The 17,372-nt window shown below is 68.6% G+C and carries 12 protein-coding genes; 11 read left to right on the top strand and 1 reads right to left on the bottom strand.

Going from position 1 to position 17,372, the window contains the following annotated elements; all coding sequences use genetic code 11:
- Positions 1–94 precede the first annotated feature (94 nt).
- The 6 genes from HMPREF3159_RS15675 (at position 95) to tuf (ending at position 10,722) form a co-directional block, all read left to right on the top strand.
- Entirely contained in the window at positions 95–3,979 is a 3,885-nt protein-coding gene (locus HMPREF3159_RS15675) for a DNA-directed RNA polymerase subunit beta' (protein WP_070502134.1), read from the top strand.
- A gap of 453 nt (positions 3,980–4,432) precedes the next feature.
- The gene (locus HMPREF3159_RS18145; protein WP_070502133.1) at positions 4,433–5,728 is read left to right on the top strand and encodes a resuscitation-promoting factor; all 1,296 of its coding nucleotides are present in this window, start codon (positions 4,433–4,435) and stop codon (positions 5,726–5,728) included.
- Between the two features lie 597 nt (positions 5,729–6,325).
- Positions 6,326–6,700, top strand: coding sequence for a 30S ribosomal protein S12 (gene rpsL, locus HMPREF3159_RS15665; protein ID WP_053917140.1), 375 nt, complete (start codon positions 6,326–6,328; stop codon positions 6,698–6,700).
- On the top strand, positions 6,700–7,170 hold the full coding sequence (gene rpsG, locus HMPREF3159_RS15660) for a 30S ribosomal protein S7 (RefSeq protein ID WP_010550341.1): 471 nt from the start codon (positions 6,700–6,702) through the stop codon (positions 7,168–7,170). The genes rpsL and rpsG overlap by 1 nt, the downstream gene beginning before the upstream one ends.
- Positions 7,171–7,262: 92 nt before the next feature.
- Complete coding sequence (gene fusA, locus HMPREF3159_RS15655; RefSeq protein WP_070502132.1) at positions 7,263–9,410, top strand: elongation factor G; 2,148 nt, start codon at positions 7,263–7,265, stop codon at positions 9,408–9,410.
- A 124-nt stretch (positions 9,411–9,534) separates the two neighbouring features.
- The gene (gene tuf / locus HMPREF3159_RS15650; RefSeq protein WP_070502131.1) at positions 9,535–10,722 is read left to right on the top strand and encodes an elongation factor Tu; all 1,188 of its coding nucleotides are present in this window, start codon (positions 9,535–9,537) and stop codon (positions 10,720–10,722) included.
- A 427-nt stretch (positions 10,723–11,149) separates the two neighbouring features.
- On the opposite strand, the gene HMPREF3159_RS15645 is transcribed toward tuf, so the two are convergent.
- Positions 11,150–12,175: a general stress protein gene (locus tag HMPREF3159_RS15645; protein WP_070502130.1), complete on the bottom strand. Its 1,026-nt coding sequence runs from the start codon at positions 12,173–12,175 to the stop codon at positions 11,150–11,152.
- A 292-nt stretch (positions 12,176–12,467) separates the two neighbouring features.
- On the opposite strand from HMPREF3159_RS15645, the gene ngcE reads away from it, so the two are divergent.
- The 5 genes from ngcE (at position 12,468) to rplC (ending at position 17,367) form a co-directional block, all read left to right on the top strand.
- Positions 12,468–13,943, top strand: coding sequence for an N-acetylglucosamine/diacetylchitobiose ABC transporter substrate-binding protein (ngcE, locus tag HMPREF3159_RS15640; RefSeq protein ID WP_070502129.1), 1,476 nt, complete (start codon positions 12,468–12,470; stop codon positions 13,941–13,943).
- A complete protein-coding gene (locus tag HMPREF3159_RS15635) occupies positions 13,940–14,947 on the top strand; it encodes a carbohydrate ABC transporter permease (RefSeq protein ID WP_070502128.1) in 1,008 nt (335 codons plus the stop codon). The genes ngcE and HMPREF3159_RS15635 overlap by 4 nt, the downstream gene beginning before the upstream one ends.
- The gene (locus tag HMPREF3159_RS15630; protein ID WP_141748267.1) at positions 14,944–15,864 is read left to right on the top strand and encodes a carbohydrate ABC transporter permease; all 921 of its coding nucleotides are present in this window, start codon (positions 14,944–14,946) and stop codon (positions 15,862–15,864) included. Before HMPREF3159_RS15635 ends, HMPREF3159_RS15630 begins: the two co-directional genes overlap by 4 nt.
- A gap of 502 nt (positions 15,865–16,366) precedes the next feature.
- Positions 16,367–16,675, top strand: a complete 309-nt coding sequence (gene rpsJ / locus HMPREF3159_RS15625) for a 30S ribosomal protein S10 (RefSeq protein ID WP_010550334.1) — start codon at positions 16,367–16,369, stop codon at positions 16,673–16,675.
- A gap of 11 nt (positions 16,676–16,686) precedes the next feature.
- The gene (rplC, locus tag HMPREF3159_RS15620) at positions 16,687–17,367 is read left to right on the top strand and encodes a 50S ribosomal protein L3 (RefSeq protein WP_070502153.1); all 681 of its coding nucleotides are present in this window, start codon (positions 16,687–16,689) and stop codon (positions 17,365–17,367) included.
- Positions 17,368–17,372 lie beyond the last annotated feature (5 nt).

The following is a 17,372-nucleotide window of genomic DNA, read 5'->3' as shown; positions in this document are numbered from 1 at the left end:
GTCGGCCGCGCCGCGCCGCCGACGAGCCTCCCGGCCCCGCCCTCGACCCCCGTTCCCTCAGACACCACGACTTCCGATCGAGAGAAGGACACCTGTGCTCGACGTCAACACCTTCGATGAGCTGCGCATCGGCCTCGCGACCGCCGATGACATCCGCGGCTGGTCCCACGGCGAGGTCAAGAAGCCCGAGACCATCAACTACCGCACCCTGAAGCCCGAGATGGACGGCCTGTTCTGCGAGCGCATCTTCGGTCCCACCCGGGACTGGGAGTGCTACTGCGGCAAGTACAAGCGCGTCCGCTTCAAGGGCATCGTCTGCGAGCGCTGCGGCGTGGAGGTCACCAAGTCCGCCGTGCGCCGTGAGCGCATGGGCCACGTGGAGCTCGCGGCCCCCGTCACCCACATCTGGTACTTCAAGGGCGTGCCGAGCCGACTCGGCTACCTGCTGGACCTGGCCCCGAAGGATCTCGAGAAGATCATCTACTTCGCGGCGTACATGATCACCGACGTGGACGAGCAGGCCCGCCACGACGACATGCCCGATCTGCAGGCCCGCTTCGACCTCGAGGTCAAGGAGCTCGAGAACGAGCGTGACGCCGCGATCAACCAGCGCGCCGTCACCGCGGAGAAGGACCTCGCCCAGCTCGAGGAGGAGGGTGCCAAGGCCGACGCGAAGCGCAAGGTCCGCGACTCCTCCGAGCGCGAGCAGGCCCAGATCCGCAAGAAGTACGACGCGGAGGTCGACCGCATCACCCGTGTGTGGGAGCGCTTCAAGACCCTCAAGGTCGCCGACCTCGAGGGCGACGAGCAGCTCTACCGCGCGATGAAGCTGCGCTACGGCACCTACTTCGAGGGCGGCATGGGCGCCGAGGCGATCCAGCGTCGTCTCTCCGATTTCGACCTCGAGGCCGAGGCGGAGACGCTCCGCGAGGTCATCGCCACCGGCAAGGGGCAGAAGAAGGCCCGTGCGCTCAAGCGCCTCAAGGTCGTCTCCGCCTTCCTCACCACCACCAACTCGCCCGTCGGCATGGTGCTGGACGCGGTCCCGGTGATCCCGCCGGACCTGCGCCCGATGGTGCAGCTGGACGGTGGCCGCTTCGCGACCTCCGACCTCAACGACCTGTACCGTCGCGTGATCAACCGCAACAACCGCCTCAAGCGGCTGCTGGATCTCGGCGCCCCCGAGATCATCGTGAACAACGAGAAGCGCATGCTGCAGGAGTCGGTCGACTCGCTGTTCGACAACGGCCGTCGCGGCCGCCCGGTCACGGGCCCCGGCAACCGTCCGCTGAAGTCGCTCTCCGACATGCTCAAGGGCAAGCAGGGCCGCTTCCGCCAGAACCTGCTGGGCAAGCGCGTGGACTACTCCGCCCGCTCCGTGATCGTCAACGGCCCGCAGCTGAAGCTGCACCAGTGCGGTCTGCCCAAGGGCATGGCGCTGGAGCTGTTCAAGCCTTTCGTCATGAAGCGCCTGGTCGAGCTCAGCCACGCCCAGAACGTCAAGGCCGCCAAGCGCATGGTCGAGCGCGCCCGCCCCGAGGTCTGGGACGTGCTCGAGGAGGTCATCACCGAGCACCCGGTGCTGCTGAACCGTGCGCCGACCCTGCACCGCCTGGGCATCCAGGCCTTCGAGCCGCAGCTCGTCGAGGGCAAGGCGATCCACCTGCACCCGCTGGTGTGCGCCGCCTTCAACGCGGACTTCGACGGCGACCAGATGGCCGTGCACCTGCCGCTGTCGGCGGAGGCGCAGGCCGAGGCCCGCATCCTGATGCTGTCCTCGAACAACATCCTCAAGCCGTCCGACGGCCGTCCGGTCACCATGCCCGCGCAGGACATGATCATCGGCCTGTACCACATCACCACGGTGCGCGAGGACGTCGAGGGCGCGGGCCGCTCCTTCTCCTCGGTGGCCGAGGCGATCATGGCCTTCGACCGCGGTGAGCTGCACCTGAACGCGCCCGTGTCCCTCCGCTTCGAGGACATCGTCCCGCCGAGCGACTGGGAGGCCCCCGAGGGCTGGACCGAGGGCGACCCGATCACCCTCACCACCACCCTCGGCGCGGTGTACTTCAACGAGACGCTGCCGGAGGACTTCCCCTTCGTGCAGGGCCAGGTCGGCAAGAAGCGCCTGGGCGGGATCGTCAACGCCCTCGCCGAGCGCTACGACAAGGGCCAGGTCGCCGCGTCCCTCGACGCGCTGAAGGCCTACGGCTTCTCGTGGTCCACCCGCTCGGGCGCGTCCTTCGCGCTGTCGGACGTGGTGACCCCGCCCGGCAAGGCGGAGATCATCGCGAAGCACGAGGCGAAGGCCGCCCAGGTCCAGGAGAACCGAGACCTCGGCCTCATCTCCGAGTCCGAGCGCAACGCGGAGCTCATCGACATCTGGACCGAGGCGACCAACGAGGTCGACCAGGCGATGCGGGCGAACTTCGAGTCGACCAACACCATCTACCGCATGGTGGACTCCGGCGCCCGAGGCAACTGGATGCAGATCCGCCAGATCGCCGGCATGCGCGGCCTGGTCACCAACCCGAAGGGCGAGATCATCCCGCGCCCGATCCTCTCCAACTACAAGGAGGGGCTCTCGGTCCTGGAGTACTTCGTGGCCTCGCACGGCTCCCGCAAGGGCCTGGCGGACACGGCGCTGAAGACCGCCCAGTCGGGCTACCTGACCCGTCGTCTGGTCGACGTCTCCCAGGACGTCATCGTCCGCGAGGACGACTGCGGCACCACCAAGGGCCTCGTGCTCCCGATCGCGGTCGAGGAGGGCGGCGTGCTGCGCATGCACGAGCACGCGGAGTCCACGGTCTACGGCCGTGTCCTCGCGACCGCCGCGATTGGCGCCGACGGCACCGAGGCGGCGCCGGCAGGCACCGAGCTCGGCGACGTGGTCATCGAGCAGCTCGTCGAGGCGGGCGTGCGCGAGGTGAAGATCCGCTCCGTGCTGACCTGCGACTCGGCGGTGGGTACCTGCGCCCAGTGCTACGGCAAGTCGCTCGCGACCGGTCAGCTGGTCGACATCGGCGAGGCCGTCGGCATCGTCGCGGCCCAGTCCATCGGCGAGCCCGGCACGCAGCTGACCATGCGTACCTTCCACTCCGGTGGTGTGGCCAGCGCCGACGGCGACATCACGCACGGTCTGCCGCGTGTGCAGGAGCTGTTCGAGGCCCGCACCCCGGCCGGCTTCGCGCCGATCTCCGAGTTCTCCGGTCGCGCCGCGATCGAGGAGAACGACAAGCAGCGCCGGATCACGGTCACGCCGGACGACGGCTCGGACGAGGTCACCTACACCGTCTCCAAGCGCGTCACCCTGCTGATCGCCGACGGCGACCACATCGAGGTCGGCCAGCAGCTCACCCAGGGCTCCGTCGATCCCAAGCAGGTGCTGCGCATCCTCGGCCCCCGCAAGGTGCAGCAGCACCTCGTGGACGAGGTCCAGAAGGTGTACATCTCCCAGGGCGTGGACATCCATGCGAAGCACATCGAGGTCATCGTGCGCCAGATGCTCCGTCGCGTGACGGTCATCGAGTCCGGCGACACCGATCTGCTGCCGGGCGACTTCGCCGAGCGCGTCACCTTCGAGCGGGAGAACCGTCGGGTCCTCTCCGAGGGCGGTCAGCCGGCCTCGGGCCGTCCGGAGCTGATGGGCATCACCAAGGCGTCGCTCGCGACCGAGTCGTGGCTCTCGGCGGCCTCCTTCCAGGAGACCACCCGGGTGCTCACCGAGGCCGCCCTGAACCGCAAGAGCGATCAGCTCATGGGGCTCAAGGAGAACGTCATCATCGGCAAGCTCATCCCGGCGGGCACCGGCCTGTCGCGGTTCCGCCGCATCGCGGTCGAGCCCACCGACGAGGCGAAGGCGCAGATGTACCAGGTGCCGGGCTACGACGAGCTGGACTTCTCCGGCTTCGGCCAGACCGGCGCGGTCAACCTCGACGACATCGATTACGCAGATCCCTTCCGCACCGACTTCCGGTGAGCGGAGCAGCGGTGAGCGGGTGCTGAGCGCCCTCTGACCGAGAACGCCGCGGGGCGGTCCCACCACACGGTGGGGCCGCCCCGCGGCGTTCCTGCGTCCTGCGGGCGTCCTGCGGAGGAAACGCCCTCCGAAGGCCCGTCGGGAGGGTGGGGGAGTGGCCTGCGTCGCGCCGAAGAGGCCTCTGGCCGGACTCGGCGTGATCTGTCGGACGCGGAGGTTCACGAGAGGGTAAAGGCCTCGTGGGCCCCAGCCCAAAGTCCGGTTTCACCCCTTACGTCAAGTGGAGAAGAACGGAAGAGTGGCCCCGGCAGTTCCCACGCGACCTTTCCTGCAGCACCGACCCGCGCCCGCGGGGGTGCGCGCGTGCCGGAGCTGCAGATCCCGCCCTGCGGGATCCGACGCTCAGGGAACGACACGTGAAGGCCGCGGACGCGGCAGGGAAAAGGTGGAACAGTGAAGAAGACTCCGTGGATCGTCGGCGCGGCGACCGTGTGCGTGGTGGCAGTCGGCGGCGGCGGCACCGCCTTCGCGATGTCCAACGAGGCCCAGATCACCGCGTACGGCGAGGAGACCGCGGTCCGCATCTTCTCCCAGCCCACCGTCGGCGACCTGCTCGCCGCCCAGGGCATCGAGGTCAAGGACACTGACCTCGTGACCCCGGGCCTCGAGGAGCTCGTCACCGACGGCATGGACATCCAGGTCGTCCAGCGCACCCCCGTCACCGTCTCCATCGACGGCGAGGAGCAGGAGCTGCTGACCACCGGTGACACCGTCGCCGACGCGCTCGCGGAGACCGAGTACAAGGCCGAGGGCGCCGCGATCAGCCCCGCCCCCGAGACCTCCCTCGAGGACGCGGGCGGCGAGGTCTCCGTGGTCACCCGCAAGACCGTCACCTTCGTCGGCCAGTACGGTCAGGACACCTTCGAGGTCACCGCCCTCACCGTGGGCGAGGCGATGAAGAAGGTCCTCGGCGATGTCGAGGACACCGACACCTCCGATGTCCCGCTCGACACCGTCCTCGAGGACGGCGCGACCCACGAGATCCACCGCGTCCGCGAGAAGGAGCGCAAGGAGACCGAGGAGATCCCCTTCGAGACGAAGACCGTCGAGGACGACTCCCTCACCGAGGGCACCACGAAGACCACCACCGAGGGCAAGGCCGGCTCGACCGAGAAGGTCTACACCGACACCGTCGTGGACGGCGAGGTCACCGAGTCCGAGCTCGTCTCGGAGAAGGTCGTCGCCGAGCCCGTCACCGAGGTCGTCGCCAAGGGCACCAAGCCTGCCCCCGAGCCCGAGCCCTCGGCCGAGGCCGAGGCCGAGGCCGAGGCCGAGGTCGAGGAGGAGCAGGCCGCTCCCGCCGCCCAGGAGGCGCCGAAGACCGAGACGCGCGAGTCCGACACCAAGTCGAACCGCAGCTCCGAGCGCGAGTCCACCGAGTCCACCGAGGAGAAGTCCTCGGAGTCCGGCAACACCGGCGCCTCCGCCCCCGCCGCCGCGTCCGGCGGCGTGTGGGACCGCCTCGCCCAGTGCGAGTCCGGCGGCAACTGGTCGATCAACACCGGCAACGGCTACTACGGCGGCATCCAGTTCAACAACCAGACCTGGAAGGCCTACGGCGGCGACAAGTACGCGCCCCGCGCCGACCTCGCCACCCGCGAGCAGCAGATCGACATCGCCAAGAAGGTCCAGGCGAACCAGGGCTGGGGCGCCTGGCCGTCCTGCACCTCCCAGCTCGGCATCCGCTGATCGACGTACTGCGAGGAACGAGCGGTAGGAGATCAGCGCGGGAGAGCGGCTGATCGACGTACTGCGAGGAACGAGCGGTAGGAGATCTGCCCGGGAGAGCAGCTGATCGACATGCCTCTCTCACGCCACGAGCGCGCCGCATCTGCGGCGCGCTCGTCGCGTTCCGGTCCCGTACCCTGCCGCTTCACCTCGATGCAAGTTCCCGGCCACATGCCGTCATGTGATCTGCGTCGGATGGGACGCGAAGCTTTGACCGCATCGTGCGCGTCTCAGTAGAATCGAGTGCGCGTCCGGAGTGCCCTCTGGTCGTGACCGGGACAGAACCGTCGCTCCTCGGAGCCGGCGGGAGGCGTCCCCCGCGAGGAGCGGATCCTCGCGGCGTGCCCGAAAGCGGGACGGCGGCCAGGCCCGGCCCCGGCCCGCGGGCACCGATCACGGTCCTCCAGGACGCCCGGCAGGTGCCATCACCTGACGGGCGGGTCGAGCCGCCGAGCCCCGGGCCATGGGGCGGCGGATCGGGTCGCGGGCCGCGCGAGCGGTCGAAGAAGTCGATCCAGCGGGACGAACACTCCCGATGGCCGAACAGGAAGAGAAGCTGTGCCCACTATCCAGCAGCTGGTGCGCAAGGGGCGGGACGCCCGGTCGTCCGCCTCGAAGACGCCCGCGCTCAAGGGGTCTCCCCAGCGCCGCGGCGTCTGCACGCGCGTCTACACCCAGACCCCCAAGAAGCCGAACTCCGCGCTGCGCAAGATCGCGCGTGTGAAGCTCTCCACCGGCGTCGAGGTCACCGCCTACATCCCCGGTGAGGGTCACAACCTGCAGGAGCACTCGATCGTGCTCGTCCGCGGCGGCCGTGTGAAGGACCTGCCCGGTGTCCGCTACAAGATCGTGCGAGGCGCCCTGGACACCCAGGCCGTCAAGGGCCGCCAGCAGGCGCGCTCCCGCTACGGCGCGAAGAAGGAGAAGAAGTAATGCCTCGTAAGGGCCCCGCTCCCAAGCGCCAGCTCGTCGTCGACCCGGTCTACGGCTCGCCGATCGTCACCCAGCTCATCAACAAGATCCTCCTGGACGGCAAGAAGACCGTCGCCGAGGGGATCGTCTACGGAGCGCTCGAGGGCGCCCGTGAGAAGAACGGCCAGGACCCGGTCGTCACCCTGAAGAAGGCGCTGGACAACATCCGGCCGTCCCTCGAGGTCCGCTCCCGCCGCGTCGGCGGTGCGACCTACCAGGTCCCGATCGAGGTCAAGCCCGGCCGCTCCACCACCCTCGCGCTGCGCTGGCTGGTCAGCTACTCCCGCGCCCGCCGCGAGAACACCATGACCGAGCGTCTGATGAACGAGATCCTCGACGCCTCCAACGGCCTCGGCGCCGCTGTCAAGCGCCGCGAGGACACTCACAAGATGGCCGAGTCCAACCGGGCCTTCGCTCACTACCGCTGGTGAGAGCACGGTGGGGTCCGCTCCTTCGGAGTGGGCCCCACCGATCGCCTCCCGGCGGCTCCTGCAGCACCCGTTCTCCAGAAAGGCACAAGCCCGTGGCACTCGAAGTGCTCAGCGACCTCACCAAGGTCCGCAACATCGGCATCATGGCTCACATCGATGCCGGCAAGACCACCACGACCGAGCGCATCCTCTTCTACACCGGCGTGAACTACAAGATGGGCGAGACCCATGACGGCGCCGGCACGATGGACTGGATGGAGCAGGAGAAGGAGCGCGGCATCACGATCACGTCGGCCGCGACGACCTGCTACTGGCACGACAACCAGATCAACATCATCGACACGCCCGGCCACGTCGACTTCACCGTCGAGGTGGAGCGCTCGCTGCGCGTGCTCGACGGCGCCGTCGCGGTGTTCGACGGCAAGGAGGGCGTGGAGCCCCAGTCGGAGACCGTCTGGCGCCAGGCCGACAAGTACGACGTCCCGCGCATCTGCTTCGTCAACAAGATGGACAAGCTGGGCGCCGACTTCTTCTTCACCGTGAAGACGATCGTCGACCGCCTCGGTGCGAAGCCGCTGGTCATGCAGGTCCCGATCGGCGCGGAGAACGACTTCCGCGGCGTCGTCGACCTCGTCGAGATGAAGGCCTACGAGTGGCCCGAGACGCTCGAGGAGGACATGAAGGCGATCAACTCCAAGAAGGGTGATCCCGCGCTCGGCCAGTGGCAGCGCGAGATCCCGATCCCGGAGGACCTCCAGGACACCGTCGACGAGTACCGCGCCAAGCTCGTCGAGGACGTCGCCGAGAGCTCCGAGGAGCTCATGGACAAGTACCTCGAGGAGGGCGACCTCACGCTCGAGGAGCTGAAGGCGGGCATCCGCAAGCTCACCATCTCCTCGGAGGCCTACCCGGTCTTCTGCGGCACCGCCTTCAAGAACAAGGGCGTCCAGCCCGTCCTGAACGGTGTCATCGACTACCTGCCCTCGCCGCTCGACGTCCCCGACATGGTCGGGCACAAGCCGGGCGACGAGTCGGTCGAGCTGACCCGCGCCGCGGACTGGGACGCGCCCTTCTCGGGCCTCGCGTTCAAGGTCGCCGCGCACCCGTTCTTCGGGTCGCTGACCTACGTCCGCGTCTACTCGGGCCAGGTCAAGCAGGGCGAGCAGATCCTCAACGCCACCACCGGCAAGAAGGAGCGCGTCGGGAAGCTCTTCCAGATGCACTCCAACAAGGAGAACCCCGTGGAGGAGGCCTTCGCCGGCCACATCTACGCGTTCATCGGCCTGAAGGACACCACCACCGGTGACACCCTGACCGATCCGGCGCACCCGATCCAGCTGGAGTCGATGAGCTTCCCGGAGCCCGTGATCTCCGTGGCCATCGAGCCCAAGACCAAGGGCGACCAGGAGAAGCTGGGTGTGGCCATCCAGAAGCTCGCCAAGGAGGATCCGACCTTCCAGGTGGAGCTCGACGAGGAGACCGGCCAGACCGTCATCCGCGGCATGGGCGAGCTGCACCTCGACGTCCTCGTGGACCGCATGCGCCGCGAGTTCAACGTCGAGGCGAACATCGGCAAGCCGCAGGTGGCCTACCGCGAGACGATCAAGCGGACGGTGGAGAAGTTCGACTTCACCCACAAGAAGCAGACCGGCGGCTCCGGCCAGTTCGCGAAGGTCCAGATCACCTTCGGCCCGCTGACCGATGCCGAGGACGGCGTGTTCTACGAGTTCGAGAACAAGGTCACCGGCGGCCGCATCCCGCGCGAGTACATCCCGAGCGTGGACGCGGGCATCCAGGACGCCCTGCAGTCGGGCATCCTCGCCGGCTACCCGGTCGTGAACGTGAAGGCCTCCCTGATCGACGGCGCGTACCACGACGTCGACTCCTCGGAGATGGCCTTCAAGATCGCCGGCTCCATGGCCGCCAAGGAGGCCCTGCGCAAGGCGCAGCCGGTCCTCCTCGAGCCGCTCATGGACGTCGAGGTCCGTACTCCTGAGGAGTACATGGGAGATGTCATCGGCGACCTGAACTCGCGTCGCGGGCAGGTGCAGTCGATGGAGGACGCGAGCGGGGTCAAGATCGTCCGTGCTCTCGTCCCGCTGTCGGAGATGTTCGGCTACGTCGGCGACCTGCGGTCCAAGACCCAGGGTCGTGCGATGTACACGATGCAGTTCCACAGCTACGCGGAGGTCCCGTCCAGCATCGCGGACGAGATCGTCGCGAAGACCCGGGGCGAGTGAGAGGCCGGGGGAGCAGGTAGGCTCCTTCTCCTGGTCCCCCGCTTCCCTCGGACTCCCTCCTCTCGGGGAGGGGATCCGATCCCGATCCAGAAGTACCACGAGAAAGTCCTAGGAGGACACCACAATGGCCAAGGCCAAGTTCGAGCGGACCAAGCCGCACGTCAACATCGGCACCATCGGTCACGTCGACCACGGCAAGACCACGCTGAGCGCCGCGATCTCGAAGGTCCTGTACGACAAGTTCCCCGAGGTCAACGAGAAGCGTGATTTCGACACGATCGACAACGCGCCCGAGGAGAAGCAGCGCGGCATCACGATCAACGTCTCGCACATCGAGTACGAGACCGACAAGCGCCACTACGCGCACGTCGACGCGCCCGGCCACGCCGACTACGTGAAGAACATGATCACCGGTGCGGCGCAGATGGACGGCGCCATCCTCGTGGTCGCCGCCACCGACGGCCCGATGGCCCAGACCCGTGAGCACGTGCTGCTCGCGAAGCAGGTCGGCGTCCCCTACCTGCTCGCCGCCCTCAACAAGTCCGACATGGTCGAGGACGAGGAGATCCTCGAGCTCGTCGAGATGGAGGTCCGCGAGATGCTGGGCTCCCAGGGCTTCGACGAGGACGCGCCGATCATCCAGGTCTCCGCGCTGAAGGCTCTCGAGGGCGATCCCAAGTGGGTCAAGTCCGTCGAGGACCTCATGGAGGCCGTGGACGAGAAGATCCCGGACCCGGTCCGTGACCTCGACCAGCCGTTCCTCATGCCGATCGAGGACGTCTTCACGATCCAGGGTCGTGGAACCGTCGTCACCGGCAAGGTCGACCGCGGCAAGCTCGCGATCAACTCCGAGGTCGAGATCCTCGGCATCCGTGCGCCCCAGAAGACCACGGTCACCGGCATCGAGATGTTCCACAAGCAGATGGACGAGGCGTGGGCCGGCGAGAACTGCGGCCTGCTGCTCCGCGGCACCAAGCGCGAGGACGTCGAGCGCGGCCAGGTCGTGGCCAAGCCTGGCACCATCACCCCGCACACCGAGTTCGAGGCGCAGGTCTACATCCTGTCCAAGGACGAGGGCGGCCGTCACAACCCGTTCTACTCGAACTACCGTCCGCAGTTCTACTTCCGGACCACCGACGTCACCGGCGTCATCACGCTGCCCGAGGGCACCGAGATGGTCATGCCCGGCGACAACACCGAGATGACGGTGGAGCTGATCCAGCCCATCGCCATGGAGGAGGGCCTCGGCTTCGCCATCCGTGAGGGTGGCCGCACCGTGGGCTCCGGCCGCGTCACCAAGATCAACAAGTGATCTGAGCGGGGGAGACCCCGCCGACGTGACTCGCCCCCTCGGGGCACCGCGCAGAGAAGGCCCCGCACCGGTTCGCCGGTGCGGGGCCTTCTCGCATCTCCGGACGGCATTCGGGGCGGGGACTACCATGTGGTCTTCCCTCGTCCGGCCGACAGCGCAGTCCCTGGACGATGCTCCGTCGAGGCGGGACGGGGGTCGCCGCAGGCCGAGGTTCGCGCCGGAGCGAGTGGAGCCTCAGGCAGGGCGAGGGCCGGGCTGGACGGTGGCGAGCTGGGGCGACGGTGCGCCTCTCCGGCGCCCCCGGGGATGGACATGCAGGATCCCGTGGTCCGGAGACGGAGACCCGTGGCCCGGAGACGGGCACAGGAGAGCCCCCGGCCGACGGATCGTCGACCGGGGGCTCTGGAGATGCGATGCGTCGGGAGGCTCAGCGCTCCGGCGTCGTGCCGTTCTGCGGCGCGGCGCCGTCCGGTTGCGCAGCGCCATCCTGCTGTGCAGTGTCATCCTGCGGCGCAGTGCCGGGGCTCCGGTGGTCCCCGGTCGCCGTCCAGTCCTGCGTGCCGCCCGCCTGGCCGTCCTCGCGCTGCGGGGTGCCGGCGGGCTGCCCGAAGCTCGGGCGGTGCGGGCGCGACAACGCACCGGCCTGGTCCGCGCTGCTGCCGGGCGCGGGAGCGGCGCCGAACCCCTGCTGCTGACCAGTGCCGTGCTGTGGACCCACACCCTGCTGCCCGGACTGACCCTGCGCAGAGAACCCGCCCTGCTGCGGGCCGGGTGCGCCGTACCCGGGACCGCTCTGCCCGGACGGGGAGCCGTACTGCCCGCTGCCCTGGGTGGGTGCGGGAGCGCCGTACTGCCCGCCGCCTTGCGTCGGGGCAGGGCTGCCGAAGCGTCCGCTCGCCTGGGGCGAGGTCTGCGGCGCCGCCGCGGGGGAGGGGGCCACGGCCGGCCCGGCACCGGACTCCGCGAGGATCCGCCGTGCTTGGTCCGCATGCCTGTGCTCGACCAGCAGCTCGTACTGCATCGGGATCGTCGAGGTCATCGAGGTGAAGTCCCGCTTCCCGCCGGTCATCGCATAGCCGATGACGGACCACACGGTGAAGAACACGATGCCCATCAGCACGCTCGACAGGACGATCATCAGATCGCCGGGCGTGATCAGCATGAACAGCAGCCCGAGGAACAGGCCCATCCACAGCCCGGACAGGATGCCCTGCCCGATCACCTTCGGCCAGGTGCGTCGGCCGGTGACCCGCTCCATGAGCTTCAGATCCGTGCCGACGATCAGCGTGGACTGCACCGGGAACTCGTGGTCGGCGAGGGTGTCGACCACAGACTGCACCTCCTGGTAGGTGCTGTACACGCCGAGGGACCGCGGATACTCGAGGTCGTAGAGGCGCGCGGTCAGCGGGGACGACGCCGAGGGGCTCTGACGGGCGTAGGGACTCTGACTCATGGGGGTCACGGTAACCCCCCGGTTCCGGATCCGCCTGAGCGCTCCCGGGGCGATCCCTGAACACGGCGGGGTGCTCGTGGCCGTGCCCGGCGGACGGCGCCCCCCGGCCCCTCGCACCGGACGCCGCCGCGCGCCGACGGGGAGGTTCTGACCGGGTATATGAAAACGTGACGCGCCCGGGACGGATTCGGTCGGGCTCTGGACATACTGCGGCGTAGCATGTGGGCCACGACACCCTCGGGTGCGCGCTCGGCATGGCGAACCCGGCCCTTTCAACGACGAAAGAGATCCCATGGACACTCCCAGTGACAGCACGAACCTGCCGCTGACCCCCCTCGACCGTCTCGCAGCATCCCGCCGGCGCTTCCTCGCGATGGCCGGTGCTGGCGTCGGCGCCGGGGCGCTCGCGGCCTGCGCGACCGGTGGCGGCGGCGGTGACGACGACGGCGGCGGCTCCGACGGCGGCGGCGTCGCCGAGGGCGGCGGCGAGGTCAGCGACGAGAACCCCTTCGGTGTCGACCCCTCCCAGCCCGTCGAGGTCGTCATCTTCAACGGCGGCTACGGCGAGCAGTACGCGATCGACGCGGGCAAGGCGATGTCCGAGTTGCACGACGGCATCGAGGTCGACGTCAGCTCGACCGTCGACATCCAGCCCGAGCTGCAGCCCCGCTTCGTCGCGGGCGAGCCGCCGGACGTCTTCGACAACTCCGGCGCGCAGGCGATGAACTCCGCGGCACTCATCTCCGAGGGGCAGCTCGCCACGCTCGACGAGCTCATCAAGGCGCCCTCCATCGACGGCGGCACGATCGAGGAGTCCCTCCTGCCCGGCGCTCTCGAGCCCGGCACCTACTCCGGCAAGCTCTACTCCCTGAACTACGTGTACACGGTGTTCGCGCTGTGGTACTCCGCCAAGCAGTTCGAGGAGAAGGGCTGGAGCGCCCCGGTCACCTGGGACGACGTCATGACCATCGGCGAGAACGCCGCCGGGGAGGGGCTCTCGCTCTTCGCCTTCGGCGGCCAGAACGCCGCGGACTACTACCACACCATGGCGATCGCGATGGCGGTCAAGCAGGGAGGCAAGGAGGTCGCCACGGCGCTCGACTCCCTCGATGCGGGAGCGTACGAGCAGGACGCCGTGGTGCAGGCGATCGACGCCATCGGCGAGGCGGTCGCGGCGGACTTCTTCCTGCCCGGCGGCGCCGGCATCAAGCACACCGAGGCCCAGGCGCAGTGGGTCACCGGGAAGGCCGTCATGTACCCGTCGGGCTCGTGGATCGAGAACGAGCAGAAGGGCGTCACCCCCGACGACTTCGCGATGACCGGCTGTCCCGAGCCGCTGCTGAGCACGGACGGCGCGATGCCGGCCGAGGCCATCCACGGCACCGCGGGCGAGCCCTTCCAGGTCCCGGCCCAGGCGAAGAACGGCGCCGGCGGCCTCGAGTTCCTGCGCGTGATGCTCTCCAAGGAGCAGGCGCAGAACTTCGCGAAGGTCACCTCCTCCACCACGATCGTGAAGGACTCCGTGCCCGAGGACGCGTTCGGCTCCACGGCGCTGGCCTCCGCGAACGAGATGATCCAGGCCGCGGGCGAGAACGTCTTCACCTGGAACTTCACGGACTGGTACGGCCTCGGGCCGGACTTCAAGCCGATCTGGAACGAGTTCCTCAGCGGCGGGATCAAGGCCGACGAGGTGCGCGAGCGCTCCCAGGCCGTCCTCGACCGCGTGCGGGAGGACGACAGCATCGAGAAGTTCGACGTCGAGGGATGAGCCTCCCGACAACGGCCCTCGCCGGGCCGTCGGACGCGCCGCACGCACCCCGCGTGCGGCGCGGCCGGCGCCCCGCGCCGTCGCGCCTGCTGTTCTTCGCCGTCTTCCTCGGCCTCCCGCTGCTGGTCTACATCGTCTTCGTCGTCTCGCCCTTCCTGCAGGCGTTCTACTACTCCCTCACCGACTGGAAGGGTGTCAGCGGGAACGCCGACTTCATCGGCCTGGACAACTACGTCAGGATCTTCACCGACCCGGTCTACCTCAAGGCGCTGCGCAACAACCTGCTGCTGATGATCATCCTGCCCACGGTGACCATCACCCTCGCCTTCGTCCTGGCCGTCATGGTCACGATCGGCGGGGACACCAAGGGCGAGATCCACGGCATCCGGGGCTCGAGCATCTATCGCGTGGTGAGCTTCTTCCCCTACGTGCTGCCGGCCGTCGTCATCGGCATCCTCTTCGCCTTCATCTACTCCCCGAACGGCGGCCTGCTCAACGGCCTGCTGAACCTCCCGCTGCGGCTGCTGAACGCCCTCGGCGCGGACGTCCGGCTGGTCGGCACCGCCTGGCTCGGCGATCCCCGCTACGCCCTCGGCGCGATCATCCTGGCCGTGGTGTGGTCGCTCGTCGGCTTCTACATGGTCCTGTTCGTCGCCGCGATCAAGGCGATTCCCTCGGAGATCATCGAGGCCGCCCGGCTCGACGGCTGCGGCCGGGTCAGGCTCGCCGCGCAGGTCGTGCTCCCGCAGATCCGGGAGAACGTCTCCACCGCGGTGGTCTACATGGGGATCATGGCGCTGGACATGTTCGTCTACGTCTCGGTGATGACCCCGTCGGGAGGCACCGCCCGCAGCACCGAGGTGGTCTCCCGCTATCTCTACGAGACCGCCTTCGCGCGTTCGCAGTTCGGCCTCGCCTCGGCGATGGGCGTGGTGCTGGCGCTGGTGACGATGCTGATGGCCGTCATCGTGCTGTTCGGCAGCCGGTCGAAGGAGGACGCATGACCCAGGCCCCGCCCCTCGACGCGGCCGCCTCCCCCTCCGCTGGAGAGAGCGGCACGCGCCGGATCGAGCCTCGTCGGCCCCGCCGCAGCCGCGGCGACCGCGCCTTCGCCGGCGTCGCCCACATCGTCCTGATCGTGTGGACCCTCGCGGTGGTGCTGCCGCTGCTGTGGACCGTCTACAGCTCGTTCAAGACGTCCCGGGAGATCCTCACCTCGCCGTTCTCGATGCCGAGCGAGTGGAACCTCGACAACTTCATCACCGCCTGGACCGAGGCCGGGATCGGCCGCTACTTCATGAACACGCTCATCGTCGTCGGCGGTGCGCTGTTCCTGGTGATGCTGCTGGGCGCGATGTGCGCGTATGTCCTGGCGCGCTTCGAATTCCCGGGCCGTCGGATCATCTACTACGGGATGATCGCGGGGCTCACGTTCCCGATCTTCCTCGCCGTCGTCCCGCTGTTCTTCGTGCTGATGAACATGAGTCTGCGGGGCACGTACATCGGGCTGATCCTCGCCTACGTGGGCTTCGCGCTGCCGTTCACGGTGTTCTTCCTCTACGCCTTCTTCCGGCAGCTGCCGGAGGAGATCGCCGAGGCCGCCGCGATCGACGGCGCCGGGGACTTCCGCACGTTCTTCCAGATCATGGTGCCGCTGGCCACACCCGGCCTGATGAGCGTCACGATCTTCAACTTCCTGGGCCTGTGGAACCAGTACCTCCTGCCGGTGGTGCTGAACACCGACGAGGACAAGTACGTCCTCGCCCAGGGGCTGAAGAGCCTCCAGGCGCAGCAGGGCTACGAATCGGACTGGGGCGCGATGTTCGCCTCGGTGACGATCACGATCCTGCCGGTGCTGATCGTCTACGTGATCTTCCAGCGCCAGCTCCAGGGCGGGCTCGGCCCCAGCACGAACAAGTAGCAGCACCCCGCCCGCCCCGGCCCGCTGCGTCCGGGAGAGCGAGGGGAGGGCCGGGACCCCGGCGGCGCGGATGCCGTACGGTGGTCCCGGCCCTCCGTCGCGCAGGGGCCGGCATCGTGGCCGGAGCACGATCCCAGCAGCCGCAGCCGCAGCCGCTGAGCGCGGTCGCCCGGGCCCCCGTTGTGACGGGGTGCACGACACTCTCCCTTGTGGGCCCGTGCGCCCGTCTGGCAGACTGTTCGAGTTGTCTGCGCGGGCCGACATGCCCGGTTCCGTTCTCCGAGGTCCACCTCGGCGAATGATCACCGGATGAGGTCCGTCCCGAGGATGCGAACCGCACCGTCGTGCGGAGTGCGCATCAGAGGTAGGGATCCGACGCAGAAGCAGCCGATCCTCGGCGTCCTGTGCCGTGCTTTTTCGCGCCGCACCGGCCGACACGCCCGTCCTCGGGTACCGGGGAGAGGCCGCATCCATGCCAGACGAAGAAGAGAGACAGGACGCCATGGCGGGACAGAAGATCCGCATCCGGCTCAAGTCGTACGACCACGAGGTGATCGACAGCTCGGCGCGCAAGATCGTCGACACGGTGACCTCCGCGGGCGCGACTGTGGTGGGCCCGGTGCCGCTGCCGACCGAGAAGAACGTGTTCGTCGTGATCCGGTCGCCCCACAAGTACAAGGACTCCCGTGAGCACTTCGAGATGCGCACGCACAAGCGACTGATCGACATCGTCGACCCCACGCCCAAGGCCGTGGACTCGCTCATGCGCCTCGACCTGCCGGCGGACGTCAACATCGAGATCAAGCTCTGAGGGTGGTGGAGATGAGCAACGAACTGACCGGCCAGAAGGCCACCCCCGTCGCGGGCGTGCTCGGCACCAAGCTCGGCATGACCCAGGTCTGGGACGAGAACGGCAAGCTCGTGCCCGTGACCGTCGTGCAGACCGGCGCGAACGTCGTCACCCAGGTCCGCTCCGTCGAGACCGACGGCTACAACGCGGTCCAGATCGCCTTCGGGCAGATCGACCCCCGCAAGGTGTCGAAGCCGCTCAAGGGCCACTTCGAGAAGGCCGGCGTGCCCCCGCGCCGCCACCTCGTCGAGCTGCGCCCCTCCGACGCCGCCGACTACTCCCTCGGCCAGGAGATCGACGCGTCGATCTTCGCCGCGGGCCAGAAGGTCGACGTCGTGGGCACCTCCAAGGGCAAGGGCACCGCGGGTGTCATGAAGCGTCACGGCTTCGCGGGCGTCAGCGCCACGCACGGCCAGCACCGCAACCACCGCAAGCCCGGCTCCATCGGCGGCGCCTCCACCCCCGGTCGCGTGTTCAAGGGCCAGCGCATGGCTGGCCGCATGGGCGGCGACCGCACCAGTGTCCAGAACCTGACCGTTCACGCGGTCGACGTCGAGAAGGGCCTCGTGCTCCTCAAGGGTGCCGTCCCCGGCCCCAAGGGCGGCCTCGTGCTGGTCCGCTCGGCTGTCAAGACTCCCGCGAAGGAGGCCTGAGCCCG

Source organism: Brachybacterium sp. HMSC06H03, from assembly GCF_001807385.1.
In the GTDB taxonomy this organism is placed as follows: Bacteria; Actinomycetota; Actinomycetes; order Actinomycetales; family Dermabacteraceae; genus Brachybacterium; species Brachybacterium conglomeratum.
Note: the sequence above shows the minus strand (reverse complement) of the source record. Positions and strands in the feature narration are given on the sequence as shown.